Raw genomic sequence first — 20,314 nt, forward strand, 5'->3', positions numbered from 1 at the left:
ATCTCCTTACCCTTTGTCTGTGTCGTTTTTGGTTTAGTTGGTGCTGCTATGGGAACCATACCCCAACGAACAGGTCGGGCAACAAGTTTTGGTATAAGCGTCATAGTTATTTTTACTTACTATTTACTTTGGTTCATTAGCGGTGCAATGGGACAAGCTGGTGTTCTTTCCCCCTTTATGGCTGCTTGGTTATCAAATTTCCTGGGAATCGGAGTCGGTATATTCCTCTTGATGCGGGTAGCGAAAAAATAAAACAACGTCAAAAGTTAAAACTGCTTTAATGACTTCTCATCTTTGAGCGAGTAGGATAGAGGTATAGCTCAACTTCGGTTGTAAAAGTTACCTCTGGGTTTGGGCTTGAAACCACAGGGCAAACTTCCAGTAAATCTCGATACTGCCGACCATGCCACACCGTCACTACCCTCCCGCTTACTTACGCTACTTTAAAGCCAGGTTATGGAACTTAACGCGACCTGGTTTTTGGGGAACAGCCATTTTTTTATCTGTAGTAGGGCTGGTCATTAAGGAGTACTGGGCGCAACCCAATTTCTTATCTAACCGTCAAGAAAATCAAGTTCCTGCCAACAACCGTGGTAACACACCTCTTTCACCAGAAGATAAAGCTATTGCTGCTGATATAGATAACTTGCCTCTTTTGGTTGACGATTCTGTAACAGCAAATTTACCAGCAACAACTTCCAAGCAAAATCAAGCAAAGAATAATAAAACCTTATTGGAAAGGTTAAACAGTCAAAACCAGAGTTCTGGGAATGATAGCAAGTCAAAAGCCAGTGCCAATTCAGCTAACTCTACATCAACAAACAAGATAGACAATCCCTTTTTGGCACAAGCTGAGAGTTTATTGAAATTTGGTAACTTTCAAGATGAGACTCAGTCTGTAGGTGTTGGTTCTTTAACGCCAACATCTTCTCAACCAGGTATAGGACAAAGTTCCTTGGGATTAAATACTGGAGTTAATTTTAGGCAGACTACTGTCCGAGAAAGCGCTTTACAAACAGCACTTAATCAATCTACAAACCAGAATCAGCTAAGTCCGGGTAACACCAATTCAACTCAGGTTAACCCCTTCAGTTCATTAGCATCGCCAATCAGCAATACTCTCGCTCAAAATCTCACTCCCAACAATGGGTTGACCACAAATGCAAACAATTCCTCATTTCCCAGGTCGGGATATGCACAACCAGGGTTGACAAACCCGTTGCAAAATTCCGTTCCAGGAACAACGGGCTATCCACAACCACAATTGACACAGCCGCAGAATTTCTACTCCGGTACTGGATACACACAACCGGGAATAGTAACCCAACCGCAAAATTTCTACTCTGGTACTGGATATACACAACCGGGAATAGTAACTCAGCCACAAAATGTCCCACAAAATCTCAACGTGGGAACAGGTTTCATACAGCCCGGACAAAGGAACCTTTTGCCGCAAAATACCATTTCTGGAACGGGTTATAGCCAACCAGTAACCGCAAATCAGTTGCCAAATACTGTTCCTGGAATAGGTTATAGCCAGCCCGGTCTTACCAATCAGCCACAGAATCTGACTCCAGGAATAAATTACACTCAACAAGGACAACTGTACCAGCCACAAAATTTCTATACAGATCGTGACCAGCGCCGCCTGACAAAATTAGTAAACCAAATCAGGAGAGACAATGGGTATCCCAGCATTAACAGCAGTCAGGCATTACCTAGTGCTATTCAGCAAACACCAGTGATACCATCTGCTCCTGCACCTTACTATAATTCAGTTCCCAATCAAGGTGTAACCTACACAAATCCTGCCATTCCCAACAACTATGGCAGTTCGGGTATACAACAACCACTTCCACAAAACAACTACTCATACCCCACCCAAATTCCCGGACAATAGATTAGTTGACACTACTCTTTCCCCACAAAAATTTTTCGTAGGGTGGGCATTGCCCACCATATATCTCAAATTAAAGTAGGGTGGGCAATGCCCACCATTAGGAACTTCCAGATAAAAAAATCTCCAACTTTCTCTTGTGGTGCGGGATGGACGCCCGTCAATTGCACAGAACGGGCGGGGACGCCCGTACCACAAGAAGGAGAATTTATTTCTTGAAAAGCCCCTATCTCAAAGCAAAAATTTTTCGTAGGGTGGGCATTGCCCACCATATATCTCAAATTAAAGAGAACATCAAAAAAGGGAAAAACCAGTTTGGAAATCCTACACCCGGACGCGAGTAAAAAACGATGCGATCGCCTCTGTAAATCCTACAAAGGAACTATAATCCTTAGCCACAATAGAGACTTTTAAGCCTAATTTTTCTGCATTAGCTGCTGTGTAGGGTCCAAAACAGGCTATGGTAGTTTCTTCATAATCGCGTTTTGAATCAACCATTTTTAAAAAACTTGCGACTTCAGCAGTACTGCTAAAGGCGATCGCATCAATTTTCCCTTGCCGAATCAAATTTAGCTCAACCTCATAGGCAGCTTTTTCTATACTACGAGTCATATAAGTTGGGACACGAGTCACATTCATACCCAACATTTCCAAACCCGCAATAAAATTTGGAATCACATCAGGTTCTGGTACACCAACCACTTGAGGAACAGGAAGAAGTACAGATTGCTTGGCAATATCCGGAATTTTCGCTAGCTCAGTAATAATTCCTGCTGGACTGGGTTCTTCTGGTACTAAATCAACATTGACTCCAAAAGCAGCTAACTTTTCTGCATCTACTCCAATCGCACACAAACAACATTTTGTAAGTACCAAAGGGTTTATTTGTAAATATTCCAACCGTTGAAAAAACGCATCAATTCCGTTTCTACTGGTAAAAGCGATCCAATCAAATTGCTCGATTTTTTCTAGTGCAGAATCTAACTGAGCAAAATCTTCTAGTGGATAGGTTTCGACAGTTGGCATCAGCAACGGTAATGCACCTTGCTTAATCAATAGCTGAGATAATCTTAGGGCGTAATTACGAGGTGCGGTAATAAGAATTCTCTTTCCATATAGGGGAAGCTGGGTAGATACTGTTAACAACTTAACCTCTTTGCTTGTTTTTATAGATTGCATATTAAAAATCAGATAAAACAAACCATGCAGACAAAGAATTTTCCATACAGCAGAACGCGAGAAATCTTCGCTATATTCTCGCGTTTCTCTTGCAGAAAAACCCAATAGGAGTCTCAGCAGTTAATTATTTAAAGTTTAGACAGCAAACTAACCTTGTTGTCAAGGTTCTGCCGTCAAGTGGTGATGTGACATTGTCTTATTCTGTTTTAGCATCTATTTCTTTTATGTCGTAGAGCTATTCTTTATGTTTTTTTATGATGGGGATTGTTTGTTCTATCTCCAAGGTAAGCACGGACTATAATTTAAAGAATTATGCTATTTCTCAGTACTAAGTATTTCTATCCTTTGAAAGAGAACCAGGAGAGCTATCTTGCCCCATAAGATTCAACCTGCTCAACCACCACTAGAATTTATTACACCGCGTTTTAATCCACTTGTACGCTACATGATGCAGGCGTTGTTGCCCTTGTTTTTGCGGGTTCGGATGCGACCCTGGTTGCCTACTGGTATAGCGCAGGTTGAAACTGTGAATGTTGAGGTGCTAGCCAAGCTCTACGAGCAATTTCAAGCTGGAAAAATCCGCTTTTTAATCGCATTTCGCCACCCCGAGGTTGATGACCCCCTCTGTATGCTGCATTTGGTGGCCAAAGCTGTACCAGAAATTGCCCGTAAAAATGGTATCTCCTTACAACATCCAATTCATTCACACTTTCTTTACGATCGCGGGATGACTATATGGGCTGGAAACTGGTTGGGTTGGCTGTTTTCCCGGATAGGGGGCTTGCCAATTCATCGAGGTAAGCGAGTAGATAGAGTGGGAATGAAAACAGCACGAGACCTGTTTGCCAATGGTAAAATGCCAATTTCTATAGCTCCTGAAGGTGCTACCAATGGGCATAGTGAAATTATTAGCCCTTTAGAACCGGGCGTTGCTCATATGGGATTTTGGTGTGTAGAAGACTTGCTCAAAGCCAACAGAACCGAGGAAGTTTTTATTGTGCCAATTGGCATTCAATATAGCTACATCAATCCATCCTGGGAAAAACTCGATTGGTTGTTGGGCAAATTAGAAGCAGATTGCGGTTTATCAGTGCAGCAAATGAGCCAAGCTAGTTTAGTTGAGAGAGAAAAGTTTTTCTACGAGCGACTCTTTAACCTAGGAGAATATATTCTTTCTCAAATGGAAAAGTTTTACGATCGCTTCTACCACCAAAGTACACCAACCATTGCACCGGCAGACCCATCTGCGACTCGCAACCAGATACTTGAAACTCGACTTCATAAAGTATTGGATAGGTCATTGCAAGCCGGCGAGCAATATTTTGGTCTTGAACAGCAAGGAACTATAATTGAACGCTGTCGCCGACTGGAAGCAGCATCTTGGGAAGATATTTACCGCAAAGATTTGCCCAATTTAGAGACAATATCACCCTTAGAACGGGGTTTGGCAGACTGGATTGCAGAAGAAGCATCTCTGCGGGTACTGCACATGCGTTTAGCAGAGAGTTTTGTTGCAGTTACCGGAAGCTATGTTCTAGAAAAGCCTACCTTTGAAAGATTTGCAGAAACTTCCCTTATCTTATTTGACCTTGTTGCTCGAATCAAAGGCGAGAAAAACCCCGCACGACCCCGCCTGGGTTGGAGAAAATCTCGGCTAACAGTGGGTGAACCAATTTCAGTGACACAACGTTGGTCAACTTATCAAACCAGCCGCCAAGCAGCAAGGAAAGCAGTTGATGACCTAACGCACGATTTACAAGTAGCGTTGGAAAAGATGATTGCTTGAGTTTTTGGAAAGCAATTGCTTCCTCTCAAGATTCAACGAGTGGCTACGTGAAATAATTTGTTCGTAGTTGCGCTTTAGCGCATGCATCGCAACGACAAACCTAGTGTAAGTGTTCATCCGAACATGATATTACTTAGACTGTCACACTTGGTACGATCGCAAAAAGCTCAAAATCCTTATCGGATAGGAAACGTAGTTGGGCAGATGAGAACCGTTATCCTCACCTTAAAAGCTCAGAAACAAGTTATCCTGAGAAGGAAGATATTAACAACAGCATTTCATATATGAAAACTGTATTTATAAAATTACCTAAAACTGTATTATCTGCGCTCCGCAAAACGCCCGATGAATTTATCAAAGAAATGCGCCTTGCTGCTGCTATTAAATGGTACGAATTAGGAGAAATTTCTCAAAGTAAAGCAGCAGAGATTGCAGGAGTTACCCGTTTACGGTGGCACGTTGAAGTGTCTATCAAAATTAGGAGTTGGCACGGAGTTATTCATTGAAATTCCGTATAGCCAGAGTTAACCCGAGCGCACGAGAGCATAAAGACAAGCCAACTTCATTGCTCCATCAGTTCATTTCAGTTTCACCTATTAAAGATTAAGAGTTTTCTTGCTAAGTTTGTGTCTAGCTCATATTTTGTTATAAGTAATAGCACGCCTGTCAAAACGATAGTGATTCCTAGTGTAATTCTCCAAGGGTTCGCCTAGGTAAGGAAATTCGCTTAATTGAGGGGTTTATGACCGAGGCAGAACTGCTACAGAAAATTGAACAAGCAGCAAGCGAGGGGTTAACGGAACTCGATCTATCTGGCTGTGGGTTGACAGTTTTACCACCATTGATTGGCAAGTTGACTCAACTCAAAAAACTGATTCTCGGTAAATATCTATATGACGAAAAGGGGAATATCGTCGGTACCATCGGGAACAATCTGAGTGTTTTGCCTCAAGAAATTGGAAGGCTCGATCGACTTGAAGAACTTCTAATAGTAGATAATCACCTCAAAAGTCTGCCACCGGAAATTGGGCAACTCACGAACCTGAGATCGCTCGACCTCAGCAGAAATCAACTCAGTGGGCTGTCACCGGAAATAGTCCAACTCACCAACCTGCGATCGCTCGACCTCAGGAGTAATCAACTCAGTGGGCTGCCACCGGAAATAGGACAACTCTCCAACCTGAGATCGCTCGACCTTAGCAGTAATCAACTGAGCGGGCTGCCACCGGAAATAGTCCAACTCTCCAACCTGCGATCGCTCTATCTCATCGATAATCAACTCAGTGGGCTGCCACCGGAAATTGGACAACTCTCCAACCTGCAATCGCTCTCCCTCAGCAGTAATCAACTCAGTGGGCTGCCACCGGAAATAGGACAACTCTCCAACCTGCAATCGCTCTCCCTCAGCTTTAATCAACTCAGTGGGCTGCCACCGGAAATAGTCCACTCTAGCCCCGAACTGGCAGCAGCTTTTAGTGCTGAAACTGATGAAGTGCCATTAACTAAACCATCTGCTCTTAGTGCTGTGTGAGAGAGTATGTCAGATAATCTAGCAGAAAATCTAATAGTGGAAAATTTGGAGCCGCCAGAAGTCAAACTGACGGCTCCTGAATTATTTGAGGTAGAAAGTACTTGGTTGGTGGTAGCCAAAAATCGTCGGGTGAATCGGGATTGGGAAGCTTTAATGCAGCGTCATCCAGAAAACACCCTTCGCTGTTATGAGGATTTATGTACTGCACCAACCACTCGACAGCCAGGGCGTGTTTTCCCTTTGAAGGGCAAACTCTACAAGGGGGCATGGGAATACGAAGTGACAAAAGGGGACAGAGTATTTTATGTCCCTGACCTTGAACAGTTGAAAGTCGTTGTTTACTATGCAGGAAAACATCCTTCCCCTGCACCCACACCGTAATTCGTACCAATAAACAAGAATGAACTACAAATATACGTGACTACTGCTACTTTTGTAAGTATGATGTAATCCAAACCAGAAAACCAAAAAACCAGATTTATGATTTACTATCAATAGGTTTGTCGTTACGATGTATGCGCTGAAGCGCTACTACGAACATATTATTTTATAAGTTATTAACCGAACATGATATGAGCCGCCTTTACGTCAGCGTGTACTAGCCGCCCCAGAAATGGAGGCGGTAGCCGTGGCACAATAGCAACGACAAGCGAAGGCATTTGCACGAATATCGCTATCTTCCCTGAGAAAAGCAGCGATCGCACGCGTGTTAATTGTGATGTTAGCGCCATTTCCGCCTGCAAGTTGATTGCCTGCGGTAGCAGAAATAGTACCACCGCGCCGCAAAGCTTAACTACTAGAGCACACTGATGCAGTGGGACTAGAAGATGGTGTAGTTTCAGGTACAGAGGCAACTAACTCAATTTTGCCATCAGCAGTTTTTATCCAACCTTGTGCTTCGATAATTTCAGAGTTATCGCTATCTCTGAATTCTGATGATAATCTGTCCTCTTGTTCCTGGGTGTTTGCATCGCCATCCAAGGTAGCAAGAGCAACCAGGTCAGAGTAAGGTGCTAATGGTTCCAGAGGGCTGGGTGGTAGACTACCGCGTCCGGTGATGATAAATTCGCCCAGAGGTCTACCACTAGGGCTTCTAGGACAAATTTGGGCAATTCGGTTGCTAGCATCAAGAACTTGCCCTGGTAATTGAATCAGTTCTTGGTTGGGTTGAACTTCTGGTTGCTCGATGGCAATCTCTCCCTGGACGCCAAGTTCGGAACTAGCAGTAATGTCACTTTGGGAAGTGGGGACACGAGAGGGAGCAATGCCAAATAGTGCATCAGTACTAATGGTAATGTTTCCCCCACGCCCTGAGAAGGCATTAGCACGAATATCGCTATCTTCCTTGGGAACAGCAGCGATCGCACGAGCGTTAATTGTGATGTTACCGCCATTTCCGCCTGCAAGTTGATTTCCTGCAGTCGCAGAAATAGTACCACCACGCCGCAGTAGTAGTAAATTAGTGTTTAGGGTAATGTTTCCACCATCAGCTGCAAAAGATTCTGCATTGATGGCAGCTTTATCTTTGACACTAATGCGGGGCGAATTCACAGTGATATTTCCTGCTTGTCCCGCACCTCGACTGCGGACAGAGAGGAAGCTTTGAAGCCGACCGTCATTGGAGATACCTGCAACCTCAACCCAGTCGGAAGCGTTAATTGTGAGATTGCCACCTCGCCCCGTGCTACCCGGTGCTGTTCCTGCACTCACCGTTCCACCATTGCGAACACTCAGACGTTGAGTGCTTAGAGTTAAATCTCCCGCATTTCCAGACCCACCTGTTGATGTGAAAATTCCATCAGCCAAATCCGTATCTGCGGGGTTTGCTGCAATCTCTATTGATTCAGATGCGTTAATATTTAGATTACCGCCTCGCCCCACACTGGTTGTACCTGTAGCAATAAATCCGCCATTGCCAATACTAAGACGACGGGTGTTAATGCTTAAGCTTCCGGCATCACCAGAACCAGCCGTTGAAGTGTTCAAAGCACTACTAAAGAAATCGTCTGGAGAGTTACTAATAACCTCTACTAAGTCTGTAGCGTTGACTGTAACGTCACCGCCTTTCCCCGTACTTCCTTCCAATGCTTGTGTATTAATATATCCCCCATCACGAACACTGAGGCGACGAGTGGTTATGTTTAAGCGTCCGGCATTGCCAGAACCATATGTAGCAGTCGCTAGAGTGCTGAAATTTTGATTATTTGGAGAGATCCCAATGACTTCAACAAAGTCTCTGGCGTTGACTGTCAAGTCGCCTGCTTGTCCCTGTCCAAAAGTACTACTGTCGATCGATGCACCGTTACGGAGGACGAGGCTATCTGTAACAACGCTCAAATTGCCGCCGTTACCATTGGCGTCGAAACCAACCAGTGAGAACAAGCCAGCTGTGCCAATAAGTTCAATTTGATTTGCCTGAATGGTTAAGTCGCCAGCGTTCCCAGTACCAAAAGTACTGGAAGAAACTTCTGCACCATCACGAACCAGGAGGAGATCGCTTGTAATGCTTAAATTGCCCCCGTTACCATCCGCTCCCGTGTCTACTGATGAAAATAAGCCACTGGCTGTACCTGTAAGTTCAATAGCATTGGCTTGGATTGTTAAATTCCCAGCATTTCCCTTTCCAAGAGTTCCAGAAATTACCTGCGCTCCATCTCGCACGTTTAACCCTTGGGTGCTGATGCTAAGATTGCCAGCGTTACCCGTAGCTTGGTCGTCAACTGAGGTTGTAATGAAGGTATTTTGTCCGCGTAAATCAATTTGACCAGCACGAATCGAGATGTCTCCAGCATTGCCTTGATTAAAGGTAGACGCAGAAATTTGTCCGCCATTACTCATGTTCAAGCGCCCGGTTTCGACACTGATGCTGCCTCCCGAACCGATGCTGCTCGTTTGCAACTCGGCAAATAAACCCGAGGAAAACGGTGAACCATCCAATCTTTTTCCACCGACGCCTGTAATCTCAATCGAGTCGGTCGCACGAACCACTAAATTTCCTCCTTGTCCTCGTCCCACTACCACTGATGCTGCGAGATTTGCGCCATTGGTTAACCTCAACCGTTCGGTGTCAACGCTAATTGTCCCACCCCGCACATCTGCATCACTGCCATTAACTTCTGAACTTAACTGACTTAGAAAAGACAGACTGCCGCTTGGTTGCTGAAATTGCTCTGGAAGACGTTCGTTAGGCACATTCACAAAACCGTCAAGCTCCACATCTTTGGCACGGATGGTAATGTTGCCGGCGTTACCCAGGCTTCTACTCGATGTAGTCGTTACACTTCCTCCCCCACTTAAGGTCAACCGGGGCGTTTCAATCGTGACATTACCGCCGTTCCCCGTTGCCCCATCACCTGTACTGCTCGTGACGGCACTACGTAGGACACCTGTTACGGAAATATCGCTTGAGATACCGCGAATATCTACATACTCACTAGCTCGAATAGAAATATTTCCTGCATTAGCACTGCTAAAGGTATCTGTACTGACTTGTCCGCCATCTCTAAGATTAACTCGCTGCGTTTCAATGGTAATATTCCCCGCCCGACCTACACCGCCAGGTATAACTCCTGTGGTAATTTGACCATCTATGACTTCAACAGCATCACGTGCCTGAATCGAAATCGAACCTACACTGCCAGAGCCACCATTAGTCGCTCTCACTCCTCCCGCTCCGCCTGTATTTTGAACGCGCAACCTTCCGGTTTCAATCTGCAAGTTACCCGTTGAACCTGTACCATTGGTATACAGCGATAAACTGCCTTTGTCCGTCACACTAACTGCATTCCCAGCTTGCACCGTTAAGTTCCCTGCGTTGCCTGCACCACCAGTCAAAACAGAGACAGATCCACCATTGATATTGACGGATTCTATTGCATTTAGGATGAGGTTCCCTCCATTGCCCTGACCATTGGTAAGAGTATTAATATTACTACCATTCTCTACTGTTCCATCTCCAGCGATCGCGATCGTCCTAGCATTGATGGCAATATCACCGCCATTTCCCGTGGCTAAATTGTTAGTGTTAGACAAAATAAAGCTGCGATTGACAAGGGTGACTGCATCACTCGCTTGAATTTGAATATCTCCTGCTTTCGTTGCGCTTTCAGTAGCAGTTCCAATTATAGAACGATTATCTAAACCAAGTTGAGTTGCATTAATCGAAATCGAGCCACCATTTTGACTAAATAGAGATGAACCATTGAGCTTAATCTGTCCGCCTACAAGTTTAATGGCACTATCTCCACTTGTAAAAACGGCAGATTCATTAGTAAAAGTCATGGGAGAGAGCTTTGCATTGACTGGTACAGAGAAATCCAACTCAGATCCATTAACGTTTAGACCAACATTTGTCTCTCCACCAACTGCACCTAATTGCACCTGTCCATTTGAACTCAACAGACTACCATCCAAACTGATTTCACCACCAATTAATGCCAGTGTGCTACCATTGGTAACACTCAAGCCATCAACAGGATTTCCTTGCTCGTCGCGACTCACAGCTTGGCTAATTATCTGTCCGGGTTGGGAACCAAATTGCAAGCCGATTGGCACATTGATGGTTAATAGTGGTGGTGCAGAGGGATTAGTGGCGCTAAACTCTACCCCAAAAGGGAAGACAAAGCTATTTGCTGTCGTTCCCAGAAACGCACCTCGCACATCTAACCGCGCATTTGGACCAAATAAAATACCATTGGGATTGAGCAAAAATAGATTTGCACTACCATCTACCCCCAAGGTGCCAAGAATATTTGAACTTTGCCCACCTGTCACTCGTGTAAATATATTTTGTATTCCTGAAGGGTTGGCAAAATACACTCTTTGCCCATTATTGATATTAAACTGACTAAAACTGTGGAAAAGATTGCTACCACGTTGAGCACCACCATCAATCCTGTCTGCATTTGCACCGTTGATGACAACGTTCGGGGTGAGAGATGAATTTTCTGCACCCAAGGTATTATCCGGGGTAATTTGAGAGCGAACTGGTGTAGTTGTAGAAACAAGAAACAGGCTACAGACAAGCGAGCGCTGAAACCAAACCAGTATCTGATTCATTGGTAAGTAATGGTAAATTCACGGTGGCCAACTTATACATTATTAGATTAGTTCTGCGGTTCCTGAAGTTATGCAATTGTTTTTTAACAAAGTTGGTGGGGATTCGCGATCGCTTTGGCGCAAGCCTTGCCCAGCTTATCGCATTGGATTATGATTTTACCAAAGGAATTAGAAGCTCAATTTTGGGAAGAATTTAAGATATTTGAAGGGTTACTCTGCTGTTGTCCGCTTGCGGTACCGGGAGCGGATACGCGCCATCACCTGTTCTGCGGGGACACCCAATGTTTCATCAGTTTCACATTCGTCATAACTTTTGACGACTTCTTCCCGCAGCCACTTTTCCATAGCAGCGTCACGCGCCTGGAGCGTCCGCAGACCATCGCGGATAACTTCACTTTCTGTTGCATACTCGCCAGAGGTGACCTTAGCCCTAACCATCTCCAGCATATCGTAAGGCAACGTGATAGTAAGTGCCTGGGTTGTTCTCATAAGGGATTCTCCTGCCTAAAGCCAGATTATCAAAGTGTATGATTAAATCATACCTTTAAAAAAGTCTTAGCAAAGCTTAAAGCTATAGCCCAGCAGTCCTTTGTTCCTAACGGAAGTTAAGCAAGACTTATGAATTGACCGGAAACCTACCGATAAGCTTTTGTGAACTTTGGGCTAGCCGAACGAAAAAAGGGGCTTCGAGGCTGGTACGCTAACAAAAAGCATTTTCTTCACCAAGAGCTTCAAACTTCTCAAACCCAGCACCACTGGGCTATTTGTTATGTCTTAGTCTAAAGTTCAAAGGAGAACGACGCTATAGCAGTAGTTCAAAATAACTCTGACGTTAGTTGCGATCGCACCTGTGGTCAAGATGCCCGAAGGGTTTGGAACTATAAGAATTTGTGTTTTTTCTTGCTAACCTACTGATGTTGCTCCGGGCAAACTGATGCAGTGGGACTAGAAATTGGTGTAGCTTCAGGTGCAGAGGCAACTAAGGCAACCTTGCCATCAGCAGTTTTTATCCAACCTTGTGCTTCGATAATTTCAGAGTTATCGCTATCCCTAAATTCTGATGATAACCTGTCCTCGTGTTCCTGGGTCTTTGTATCGCCATCCAAGGTAGCAAGAGAAACCAGGTCGGAGTAAGCGGCTAATGGTTCCAGAGGGCTGGGTGGTAGACTACCGCGTCCGGTGACAAAAAATTCTCCCAATGAACGACTTAGAACACATGGGTGTTCTGTTCTCTCGTTTGCCAGATGGTCGCATTGCCCAACGTGCTTTTGGCGGACATTCTCACAATCGCACTTGTTACGCTGCTGATAAAACGGGTCACGCCATTCTACACGAGTTGGTCAACAACTTGCGGCGTTATGGTGTAAAAATTTATCAAGAGTGGTACGTGATGCGCCTGATTTTAGAAGATGGTCAGGCAAAAGGTGTTGTGATGTACCGCATACAAGACGGAAAAATTGAAGTGGTACGGGCTAAAGCCATCATGTTTGCCACAGGTGGTTATGGTCGAGTCTATAACACCACGTCCAATGATTATGCATCCACTGGTGATGGTTTAGCCATGACGGCTTCTGCGGGTTTGCCTTTGGAGGATATGGAATTTGTTCAATTCCATCCGACTGGTTTATACCCGGTAGGCGTGTTGATTTCAGAAGCGGTGCGCGGAGAAGGAGCGTATCTCATTAATAGTGAGGGAGAGCGCTTTATGGCAAGATATGCCCCCAGCCGTATGGAACTAGCTCCTCGTGATATTACTTCACGGGCGATCGCCTATGAAATTCGTGCTGGTCGGGGTATTCACCCCGATGGTCGTGCTGGTGGTCCCTTCGTGTATCTCGATTTGCGGCACATGGGACGAGAAAAGATTATGAGTCGTGTCCCCTTTTGCTGGGAAGAAGCACACCGCCTAGTAGGTGTTGATGCAGTGACTCAACCCATGCCAGTCAGACCCACGATTCATTATTGTATGGGCGGTATCCCGGTTAATACGGATGGTCAGGTTCGCAGCAGCGGCGATGGATTGGTAGATGGTTTCTTTGCTGCGGGTGAAACCGCTTGTGTTTCCGTACACGGTGCAAATCGTCTGGGCAGTAATTCTTTGTTGGAATGCGTAGTTTACGGGCGTAGAACTGGGGCATACTTAGCACAATTTGTGCAAAAACGCAAGATGCCAATAGTAGATGAACAACGCTACGTTACCGAAGGCAAGCAACAAATTCAAGCCCTCCTAGACCAGCGCGGACAGTACCGGATCAACCAACTCCGCGAAGCTTTTCAGGATTGTATGACTCAGTATTGCGGTGTTTTCCGCACAGAGGAATTAATGCGTGAAGGTCTGCGTCAATTACAAGAATTACAACAGCAATACTCACAGATCTATCTTGATGACAAAGGGAACTCCTGGAATACGGAAATTGTAGAAGCTCTGGAAATGCGGAGTTTAATGTTAGTAGGGCGTATTATTCTCGAATCAGCTGCTAATCGTCGGGAAAGCCGGGGTGCTCATTTCCGCGAAGATTATCCAGCAAGAGACGATACTACCTTCCTCAAACACACAATGGCTTATTATTCGCCAGCAGGTATTGACATCCAATATCGCCCCGTAGCAATTACTATGTTTAAGCCACAAGAGCGGAAGTATTGAGATAACTGCTTTACTACAACCCAAGACAGATGTATAATTTCATAAACGAAGGGGAGTAGCTGCTGGCAACAGTTTTTTGCCAGTACACTTGAATCAACACACTGGCGATGAGCCTGGTTCAGGTGACGAGAAGCCCTAGTTATCGGTTTTTAGCGATCGGCAACGTTGCGGTATCCAACTACCATTTTGCTAAGCGCTGGCTGTTAACAGGCCATTGGAAGTGAGACCTTCACTAAGTTCACAGATGTAAAGTGTGAGCTTGGTGAAGTGTTGCAACTCTCATCAAGCTCACAGGCGGAGAAGGTTATAAAAGGAGCTTGAGAGAGTGCTGACAGCTTTTACGGCAGGGTTGCTATTAATTACGGTTTCTGAGCTAGGCGATAAGACATTTTTCATCGCCGTGATTCTATCGATGAAACACTCACGGCGTTTGGTTTTTATAGGTGTGACAGCTGCTTTAGCTGCCATGACAATACTTTCTGTTGTAGTGGGACAAGCAGCTTCATTACTGCCAAAGAATTTTATTCATCACGCTGAAATAGCTTTGTTTTTCGCTTTTGGTATCAAATTACTGTACGATGGATACCGTATGCCAGCTTCCAATTGTAGTACAGAAGAAGCTGTAGAAGAGGCGAAAACAGCCGTGGAAGAGGCTGATATGCAACAGCCAAAACAGAAAAACTACTTAGGTGTTCTCTTACAAGCTTTTGTGCTGACGTTTATGGCAGAGTGGGGCGATCGCACCCAAATTGCTACCATAGCCTTAGCCGCCGGAAATAATCCATTAGGAGTGACAACAGGTGCGATTTTAGGACACGCCATTTGTGCAGCCATTGCTGTCATCGGTGGAAGAATGATTGCTGGAAGAATTTCTGAAAAGACACTGACTTTGATTGGCGGATTTTTATTTCTGGTGTTTGGTGTCGTTGCTGCCTTGGAATCATAAAGTTGGTTCAACATAAAACAAATTAACTGGTGAGGGGAGTTATTAGTCATTAGTTATTTGTTTGACTAATAACTCCCTGTTGACTCAAGGTGTTGGTGTCGCTGTAGGAGATGGGGTAGGAGAGGGAGTAGGCGAGGCTGATGCTGTTGCTTGCTGATTAATTTCATCTTTATATTGAGCGGGTGCCAAAGCAGCAGCTCGAGTAAACAAGATTTTTGCCTCTTCTGTTTTGCCCTGTTCCTTCAAAAGCATTGCCTTTGCCAAGACAGGGCGAAAATCTTGCTTATCGTTTTTTATTGCGCGATCGTAAACAGCAAGGGCTTGAGCGTAGCGCTTCTGAGAATCGTAAACATTGCCCAGAAGCACCTGTACTGCTACTGTATCCACGCTTCCAGGCTGAATTTTATTTGCCTGAGTTGCGGTGTTGAGAGTTTCTTGTAACAAACCGATCGCTGCTTCCGGTCGTTTCTGCTCTAATAAAAGAGCCACCATACCTTGTAATGCATTAAGATCGCCTGGTTTACTTTCCAAAACAGAGCGAAAAGCTTGGGCTGCTCCTTCTCTATCCCCAATTTGCTGCTTTGCTTGTGCGAGGAGTACCGAATAGCGTGTTTGCTCTGGATTCAGCTTGGCTAACCTTTCTAAAGGTTCAATCACCGATTTGATATCACCTGAGCCCAAACTTATCAGTTGTAATCGAGTTTCGAGCAATCCTCGCAGCGCCGTTTGATTATCTGGTTCTCGCTGCAAAACTTGTTCGTAACCCCTTGCAGCGTCTTCCAGCTTTGATTTTTGCTCGGAAGAAGTCAAACTGCTTCTACTGCTGCTAGATTGTTGTGTTGAAGGTTCCGTGTCGTTAAACGCTGCTATTAAAGGAACCATCGAAACTCCAACAAAAGCAAGAACTGCCATTATCAAAACGGCATTAACCATCCAGCGATTGCGAGATTGAGACACAAAACCGTCCTTAAACTCTAGTGACAAGGGAAGGATAAAAGATGAAAGAAGGTATGAAGGACAAAAAGTAACAGATAAAAATTGGATTACAATGTAGTTTACTTTATACTTTCTATTTCAACCTTCTATTCATACTTCATACTTTACACTTCAGCCATTTAGCTGACATTATCGGTTACAGAAATCAAGAAAGTTAAAAATTTTAAAAACTTTGCGGAATCCCGTGAGTTTCTTGTGAATTTTATAACAAATAACAATATACGCACTCTACACAAGTGTTGACTTTAGGAGGAACCGTCTAAATTGAAGCTATGGTATGCTTCCGAAACTAGTGTAAAGGCGCTAAATTACACCTAAGCATAATATGTATGCGAGATTTCGCGTCTTAAGTATCCCACAGAGCGTTAAGGCGTAGCTGTCTTGAAAGGAAATATACTTACAAGCGCCGCACAAACGCTCTTTCCAGCTGCCTTTGTAAAATCCCACAATTGGGATATGTCTCCGCCGCAAGGAGTTTTTTTATGAATTCCGACCTGATGCCGTCGTCCGAATCGTCCAATGTAACTGCATCTCAAGAGGTGCCAACAAATCAAGATGTCAACGTAACTGATGTAAATGCAAATGCAAATGCAGATGCATCTACACCGCCTCCCATAGCAGAACAAGAGAATTTACCTGACAACCCAAGCGAAACCGCCGATGATGGGGGGAACTTCGTTAATCGTCAGCAACCGATTCCCCCTCCTTCCGAACCCATGCAGTATCGTGCTATTGGGTTAGTCCGAGGTCGCTATATTGCCAGTAACGAACAATTTACGCAAGGTATAATGCTGACTTCAGACGGCACAGAGCTTGATGCTGTTCTTCTGGGTCGAATTATGAGTTTAGTAAAAAATCATTTAGACTTGGAAAAAGAGCATCTGTGGGTAGTCTACCCTCGAACTCGCCAAGAAAATGATAACTTGCACCTACAGATTGTAGGAGTCTGGGAGCCAGAAAACTTGGCAAAAAGTCAAGGGGCTAATGACCAGCAAGATGAAGTTTCTGAAGATTCCCAAACACCTGTTAATGGTTTATCAAATTCCGTCCAACCCTCTTCAGAAATTCCAGACGGTGGTTTTTCCGTTCGCGGAGAGGTTGTTTACCAATCTACTGAGGCGGGAAATTTAGTCATTAAAATTAAGCAGGCTCCGCGCAAACCCAATGATAAACCTAAATATTTCAAGTTGAAGCTTGTAGGTATTCTCGAGACTAAAGCAGTCGGTAGATTCTGGGATTTTCAAGTAACGCGGAAAGCCGACTTATTGTTAATCCAAAGTGGTGAAGTCATAGCCGATCTACCCAGAAAGCGCAAACCACCAAGAAAAGGTGGTTTCAAAGGTGGTGGGCGTCGTCCTGGCGGTCCCAGCGGCAAGAGACCATTTCCCCCCAGACAACGCAGTGGGGAACCGCAACGCCCAATCCGGAAAACTGGCGATCCTACAGCAACTCGTCCCAGCCCAGTATCCACCAAACCCACTCCTAAACCGGTGAAGCGACCGAAACCAACCCAAGAGTAGGAACTGGCGACTGGGGAACAAGGAGAATAACTCTTGCTCAATCTTCAATCTCCAATCCCCAGTCCTAAAATTCCGTCCAGCGGTCTTGTGGAAGAAAAGACCGCTCCATCGGAATTTGAGCAACGGGTTCTGTGAGAGTAAATTCCCCTGATTCAATCCATTTTTTCAACTCTAGGGCAACTTGTCTGGACAGAAATATGCTGGCAAGGGGCGCAACACGCACGGTTTTACCTTCAATAGTTATGCGTCCGGACTTAAGTTGAGCATAGCTGACTAAACCAAAGGTAGGACGAACGCGTCGGGGAATGGAAAAATCTACGACTGGGGCTACTAAGTCTTTGTCTTGGATTGCACACTTAGCTACTACATCTTCACTTAATACCGGAAGTGGTATCCCCACTCCAAGCATTAACGAAGGTCCGTAATTTTTGAAGTAACAACCTCGTACCCAACGAGTATTCATTTGTTTTGCATCACCAATTAAAGCTAAAGTTGCAGCCGGACCAATAGGTGTGCGATTGGGTAAGCGCTTTTGTAAGGGGAAGTGCTGTGTACCTTCCCATGCAACATAACCAATCCCTCCTCCTAAAAAAATGCGCGTCCCAATACCAATGAGTTGTAAGTCTGGATCGTTGAATAAAGGGGCAATAGCACCAGGGTTTGAGTAAACTGCATTACTCAAACGCGGTTGCAAAGCTCCAAGGTACGTGTATAGTGGGCGATCGCCTCCATTTACCCCAACTATAAAATTTTGATATATATTGCGAGGATTAAATAGATAAAACTGATTTATAGTTTCACTGGTAATCGTTGTTTCAAAAGTTGCTCTTGGATAACAATCTGTAACTTGTCCTTGGGCTCTTACGTGTACGGGTTTGCCAGCTATCAAATCTTCAATCACATGACCACCACCTCGTTCTCGAACTTCTTCTCCGTCCATCACTTCTACAGCACAACTCGCACCCAAGTACAAATCTACTGCACCAAAACCAGAGTATACGGGCACACCATCCAACCAACAACGACGAATTTTTATGGGTGGATCGGTATGCCCCAGGTTAATAATGGCACCACTAGATTCCATTGGCTCAAAAGTACCCGTCGCGATCGCATCAACTTCTTTGGCAACTTTTGTAACACCAACCTCTTGAACTCGTACTTTTAATTCCTCAGCGGTCATTACTACCGCCTGCTTGCGGTTGATTTTGTCATTGATTTCCGCAATTGTTCGCATATTAATAAGATATATTTCCAGGGATGTTCAATTTTCTAAATCATATCCATAACAGCAACCGCTTCTCCTAATTTGTAGGGTAGGCACTGCCCACCGTTTGTCAATTACTCCTTTCCCTCCAGAAGATTACCTATTTACAGCCATTTTCAAGGTAAATACACCACATGGAGTAGGGTGGGCACTGCCAGCCCTTTCAATGCGAACATATGAACTAGTGAGGGAGGAAAGGAATAATTGAATGCAGGCGTGTTGTTCGTCAGCTGCTAGTGCAATGGCATCCCGTGACACGGTGTCATCCGGTAAGGAGACTTTTTGATCGGCAGTTAGTGACTTTAACCCAGTGATTTGGTCGCGGATACGTGCTGCTGACTCAAAATTCAACGCCTCTGCTGCTTTGTGCATTTGCTCGGTTAAGGTGTCTATGAGTTCAGTAGACCTCCCCTGGAAGACCATTGCCACCTTTTGTACGGTTTTGCGGTATTCTTCAGGTGAAATCATTTGCTGGCACACACCAGGACAGCGACCTAAATCGTAGTTCAGGCAAGGACGGTCTTTAAACAGGGGTTGAGGGCGCTGTCTGAGAGGAAAAATGCGCTTGCACAGACGCAATATTTCTCGCAACAATCGAGAATCTGTGTAAGGTCCGTAGAATTTATCTTTTTCTTTACCAAGTTGGCGTTTGCGGGTAATGAAGATACGCGGGTAGTCTTCTGACCATGTAATACAAACATAGGGATATTTTTTATCATCCTTCAGCAGCACGTTAAAGTACGGTTGATGCTGCTTGATCAGGTTTGCTTCCAACGCCAGGGCTTCGGCTTCGGTGTCGGTGACAATGAATTCAATCTCTGTCACCTGCTTCACCATCGTAGCAATACGTTCGCTTAACCTTTGGGATTCTCTGAAATAGGAACGAACCCGCGATCGCAGTTTTCGCGATTTTCCTATGTATATAATGCGATCGCTGCTATCCCGCATCAAATAAATTCCCGGTTCGGGCGGAATTTCTTGTAGACGGCTTTCTAGACGTTCTGGATCTTTAACAAGTGGTACTGTTTGAGCAGATGCTGTCACAATAAAAGATTTTTGGTATTTTTACGAATATACTTATTTCTATTTTAAGTAAGATTACTAAATACGTTGACACGAATAAGGTTGTCAATAGTCATTTGTCATTGGTAAGAAGACAGAAGTACAACTGCAGCATGGGAAGATCGCGCCACTTAAAACTTCAAAGTATCTTACATTTCATTGGTTTGACTTAATTTATAGGTTTACATGAGTCAACTACTCCTTGGACGCTCTAAGGTTACCAATTTTTGTAGGTAGGGTGGGCACTACCAACCAGGTGCTAACTACCTGCTTATTTAGGTAATCTTCTAGTTGGAAGACAGTAGTATATTTTTGTAAAGATTTCTAGCCTATATATAAAGTTGTTATATTTTTTCATAGATATCGGAAATCTTTCGGATTTTAATTTAAGATTTAATGATTAAGAGAATTAACGGATTTATATAATTCTC

16 protein-coding genes and 2 pseudogenes are annotated in these 20,314 nt (G+C 44.4%); 10 read left to right on the forward strand and 8 right to left on the reverse strand.

The window, feature by feature from the left end; all coding sequences use genetic code 11:
- The 3 genes from ACYRY3_RS08115 to ACYRY3_RS08125 all read left to right on the forward strand — a co-directional run.
- Nucleotides 1–252 (forward strand): LptF/LptG family permease (locus ACYRY3_RS08115; RefSeq protein WP_460201190.1); only part of this gene is annotated, 252 nt, incomplete at its 5' end.
- 151 nt (nt 253–403) lie between these two features.
- Complete coding sequence (locus ACYRY3_RS08120) at nt 404–1,900, forward strand: hypothetical protein (protein ID WP_460201191.1); 1,497 nt, start codon at nt 404–406, stop codon at nt 1,898–1,900.
- Between the two features lie 87 nt (nt 1,901–1,987).
- Nucleotides 1,988–2,116 (forward strand): hypothetical protein, encoded by a 129-nt coding sequence (locus ACYRY3_RS08125; protein ID WP_460201193.1) that lies wholly within the window; start codon nt 1,988–1,990, stop codon nt 2,114–2,116.
- A 105-nt stretch (nt 2,117–2,221) separates the two neighbouring features.
- Here the strand turns inward: ACYRY3_RS08125 and ACYRY3_RS08130 are convergent, their stop codons facing one another.
- The gene (locus tag ACYRY3_RS08130; protein ID WP_460201194.1) at nt 2,222–3,076 is read right to left on the reverse strand and encodes a uroporphyrinogen-III synthase; all 855 of its coding nucleotides are present in this window, start codon (nt 3,074–3,076) and stop codon (nt 2,222–2,224) included.
- A gap of 370 nt (nt 3,077–3,446) precedes the next feature.
- Between ACYRY3_RS08130 and ACYRY3_RS08135 the strand changes: the two genes are divergently transcribed.
- The 4 genes from ACYRY3_RS08135 (at nt 3,447) to ACYRY3_RS08150 (ending at nt 6,774) form a co-directional block, all read left to right on the forward strand.
- Entirely contained in the window at nt 3,447–4,862 is a 1,416-nt protein-coding gene (locus tag ACYRY3_RS08135; RefSeq protein WP_460201195.1) for a 1-acyl-sn-glycerol-3-phosphate acyltransferase, read from the forward strand.
- 284 nt (nt 4,863–5,146) lie between these two features.
- A complete protein-coding gene (locus ACYRY3_RS08140; protein WP_460201196.1) occupies nt 5,147–5,368 on the forward strand; it encodes a UPF0175 family protein in 222 nt (73 codons plus the stop codon).
- 236 nt (nt 5,369–5,604) lie between these two features.
- Nucleotides 5,605–6,393 carry a leucine-rich repeat domain-containing protein gene (locus ACYRY3_RS08145; protein WP_460201197.1) on the forward strand — a complete coding sequence of 263 codons (789 nt, stop codon included), beginning with the start codon at nt 5,605–5,607 and terminating at the stop codon, nt 6,391–6,393.
- A 6-nt stretch (nt 6,394–6,399) separates the two neighbouring features.
- On the forward strand, nt 6,400–6,774 hold the full coding sequence (locus tag ACYRY3_RS08150) for a hypothetical protein (protein ID WP_460201198.1): 375 nt from the start codon (nt 6,400–6,402) through the stop codon (nt 6,772–6,774).
- Nucleotides 6,775–6,981: 207 nt separating this feature from the next.
- Here ACYRY3_RS08150 and ACYRY3_RS08155 read toward each other — a convergent pair whose 3' ends face one another.
- The 4 genes from ACYRY3_RS08155 to ACYRY3_RS08170 form a co-directional block, all read right to left on the reverse strand.
- Entirely contained in the window at nt 6,982–7,179 is a 198-nt protein-coding gene (locus ACYRY3_RS08155) for a hypothetical protein (protein ID WP_460201200.1), read from the reverse strand.
- 3 nt (nt 7,180–7,182) lie between these two features.
- Nucleotides 7,183–11,451 carry a two-partner secretion domain-containing protein gene (locus ACYRY3_RS08160; protein ID WP_460201201.1) on the reverse strand — a complete coding sequence of 1,423 codons (4,269 nt, stop codon included), beginning with the start codon at nt 11,449–11,451 and terminating at the stop codon, nt 7,183–7,185.
- 210 nt (nt 11,452–11,661) lie between these two features.
- Nucleotides 11,662–11,940: a ribbon-helix-helix domain-containing protein gene (locus ACYRY3_RS08165; protein WP_460201202.1), complete on the reverse strand. Its 279-nt coding sequence runs from the start codon at nt 11,938–11,940 to the stop codon at nt 11,662–11,664.
- A 419-nt stretch (nt 11,941–12,359) separates the two neighbouring features.
- Nucleotides 12,360–12,650: a hypothetical protein gene (locus ACYRY3_RS08170; RefSeq protein WP_460201203.1), complete on the reverse strand. Its 291-nt coding sequence runs from the start codon at nt 12,648–12,650 to the stop codon at nt 12,360–12,362.
- A gap of 5 nt (nt 12,651–12,655) precedes the next feature.
- Between ACYRY3_RS08170 and ACYRY3_RS08175 the strand changes: the two are divergent.
- Together ACYRY3_RS08175 and ACYRY3_RS08180 are read left to right on the forward strand one after the other, a co-directional pair.
- Nucleotides 12,656–14,095 (forward strand): annotated as a pseudogene (locus tag ACYRY3_RS08175) (succinate dehydrogenase/fumarate reductase flavoprotein subunit); the annotation flags it as partial.
- Between the two features lie 325 nt (nt 14,096–14,420).
- Nucleotides 14,421–15,041 carry a TMEM165/GDT1 family protein gene (locus ACYRY3_RS08180; RefSeq protein ID WP_460201204.1) on the forward strand — a complete coding sequence of 207 codons (621 nt, stop codon included), beginning with the start codon at nt 14,421–14,423 and terminating at the stop codon, nt 15,039–15,041.
- Between the two features lie 84 nt (nt 15,042–15,125).
- On the opposite strand, the gene ACYRY3_RS08185 is transcribed toward ACYRY3_RS08180, so the two are convergent.
- Nucleotides 15,126–15,998 carry a tetratricopeptide repeat protein gene (locus ACYRY3_RS08185; protein WP_460201205.1) on the reverse strand — a complete coding sequence of 291 codons (873 nt, stop codon included), beginning with the start codon at nt 15,996–15,998 and terminating at the stop codon, nt 15,126–15,128.
- A 521-nt stretch (nt 15,999–16,519) separates the two neighbouring features.
- Here ACYRY3_RS08185 and ACYRY3_RS08190 point away from each other — a divergent pair.
- Nucleotides 16,520–17,557, forward strand: a complete 1,038-nt coding sequence (locus tag ACYRY3_RS08190; RefSeq protein ID WP_460201206.1) for a hypothetical protein — start codon at nt 16,520–16,522, stop codon at nt 17,555–17,557.
- 64 nt (nt 17,558–17,621) lie between these two features.
- Here the strand turns inward: ACYRY3_RS08190 and ACYRY3_RS08195 are convergent, their stop codons facing one another.
- The gene (locus tag ACYRY3_RS08195) at nt 17,622–18,791 is read right to left on the reverse strand and encodes a homocysteine biosynthesis protein (protein ID WP_460201207.1); all 1,170 of its coding nucleotides are present in this window, start codon (nt 18,789–18,791) and stop codon (nt 17,622–17,624) included.
- A 165-nt stretch (nt 18,792–18,956) separates the two neighbouring features.
- Nucleotides 18,957–19,865 (reverse strand): annotated as a pseudogene (gene uvrC / locus ACYRY3_RS08200) (excinuclease ABC subunit UvrC); the annotation flags it as partial.
- Nucleotides 19,866–20,314 lie beyond the last annotated feature (449 nt).

The sequence above is a fragment of the Scytonema sp. NUACC21 genome (assembly GCF_054684315.1).

Coding starts and splice junctions, on each gene's coding strand:
- ACYRY3_RS08120 (WP_460201191.1), top strand. CDS start 404: ATGCCACACCGTCACTACCCTCCCGCTTACTTACGCTACTTTAAAGCC.
- ACYRY3_RS08125 (WP_460201193.1), top strand. CDS start 1,988: ATGCCCACCATTAGGAACTTCCAGATAAAAAAATCTCCAACTTTCTCT.
- ACYRY3_RS08130 (WP_460201194.1), bottom strand. CDS start 3,076: ATGCAATCTATAAAAACAAGCAAAGAGGTTAAGTTGTTAACAGTATCT.
- ACYRY3_RS08140 (WP_460201196.1), top strand. CDS start 5,147: ATGAAAACTGTATTTATAAAATTACCTAAAACTGTATTATCTGCGCTC.
- ACYRY3_RS08145 (WP_460201197.1), top strand. CDS start 5,605: ATGACCGAGGCAGAACTGCTACAGAAAATTGAACAAGCAGCAAGCGAG.
- ACYRY3_RS08150 (WP_460201198.1), top strand. CDS start 6,400: ATGTCAGATAATCTAGCAGAAAATCTAATAGTGGAAAATTTGGAGCCG.
- ACYRY3_RS08160 (WP_460201201.1), bottom strand. CDS start 11,451: ATGAATCAGATACTGGTTTGGTTTCAGCGCTCGCTTGTCTGTAGCCTG.
- ACYRY3_RS08165 (WP_460201202.1), bottom strand. CDS start 11,940: ATGAGAACAACCCAGGCACTTACTATCACGTTGCCTTACGATATGCTG.
- ACYRY3_RS08190 (WP_460201206.1), top strand. CDS start 16,520: ATGAATTCCGACCTGATGCCGTCGTCCGAATCGTCCAATGTAACTGCA.
- ACYRY3_RS08195 (WP_460201207.1), bottom strand. CDS start 18,791: ATGCGAACAATTGCGGAAATCAATGACAAAATCAACCGCAAGCAGGCG.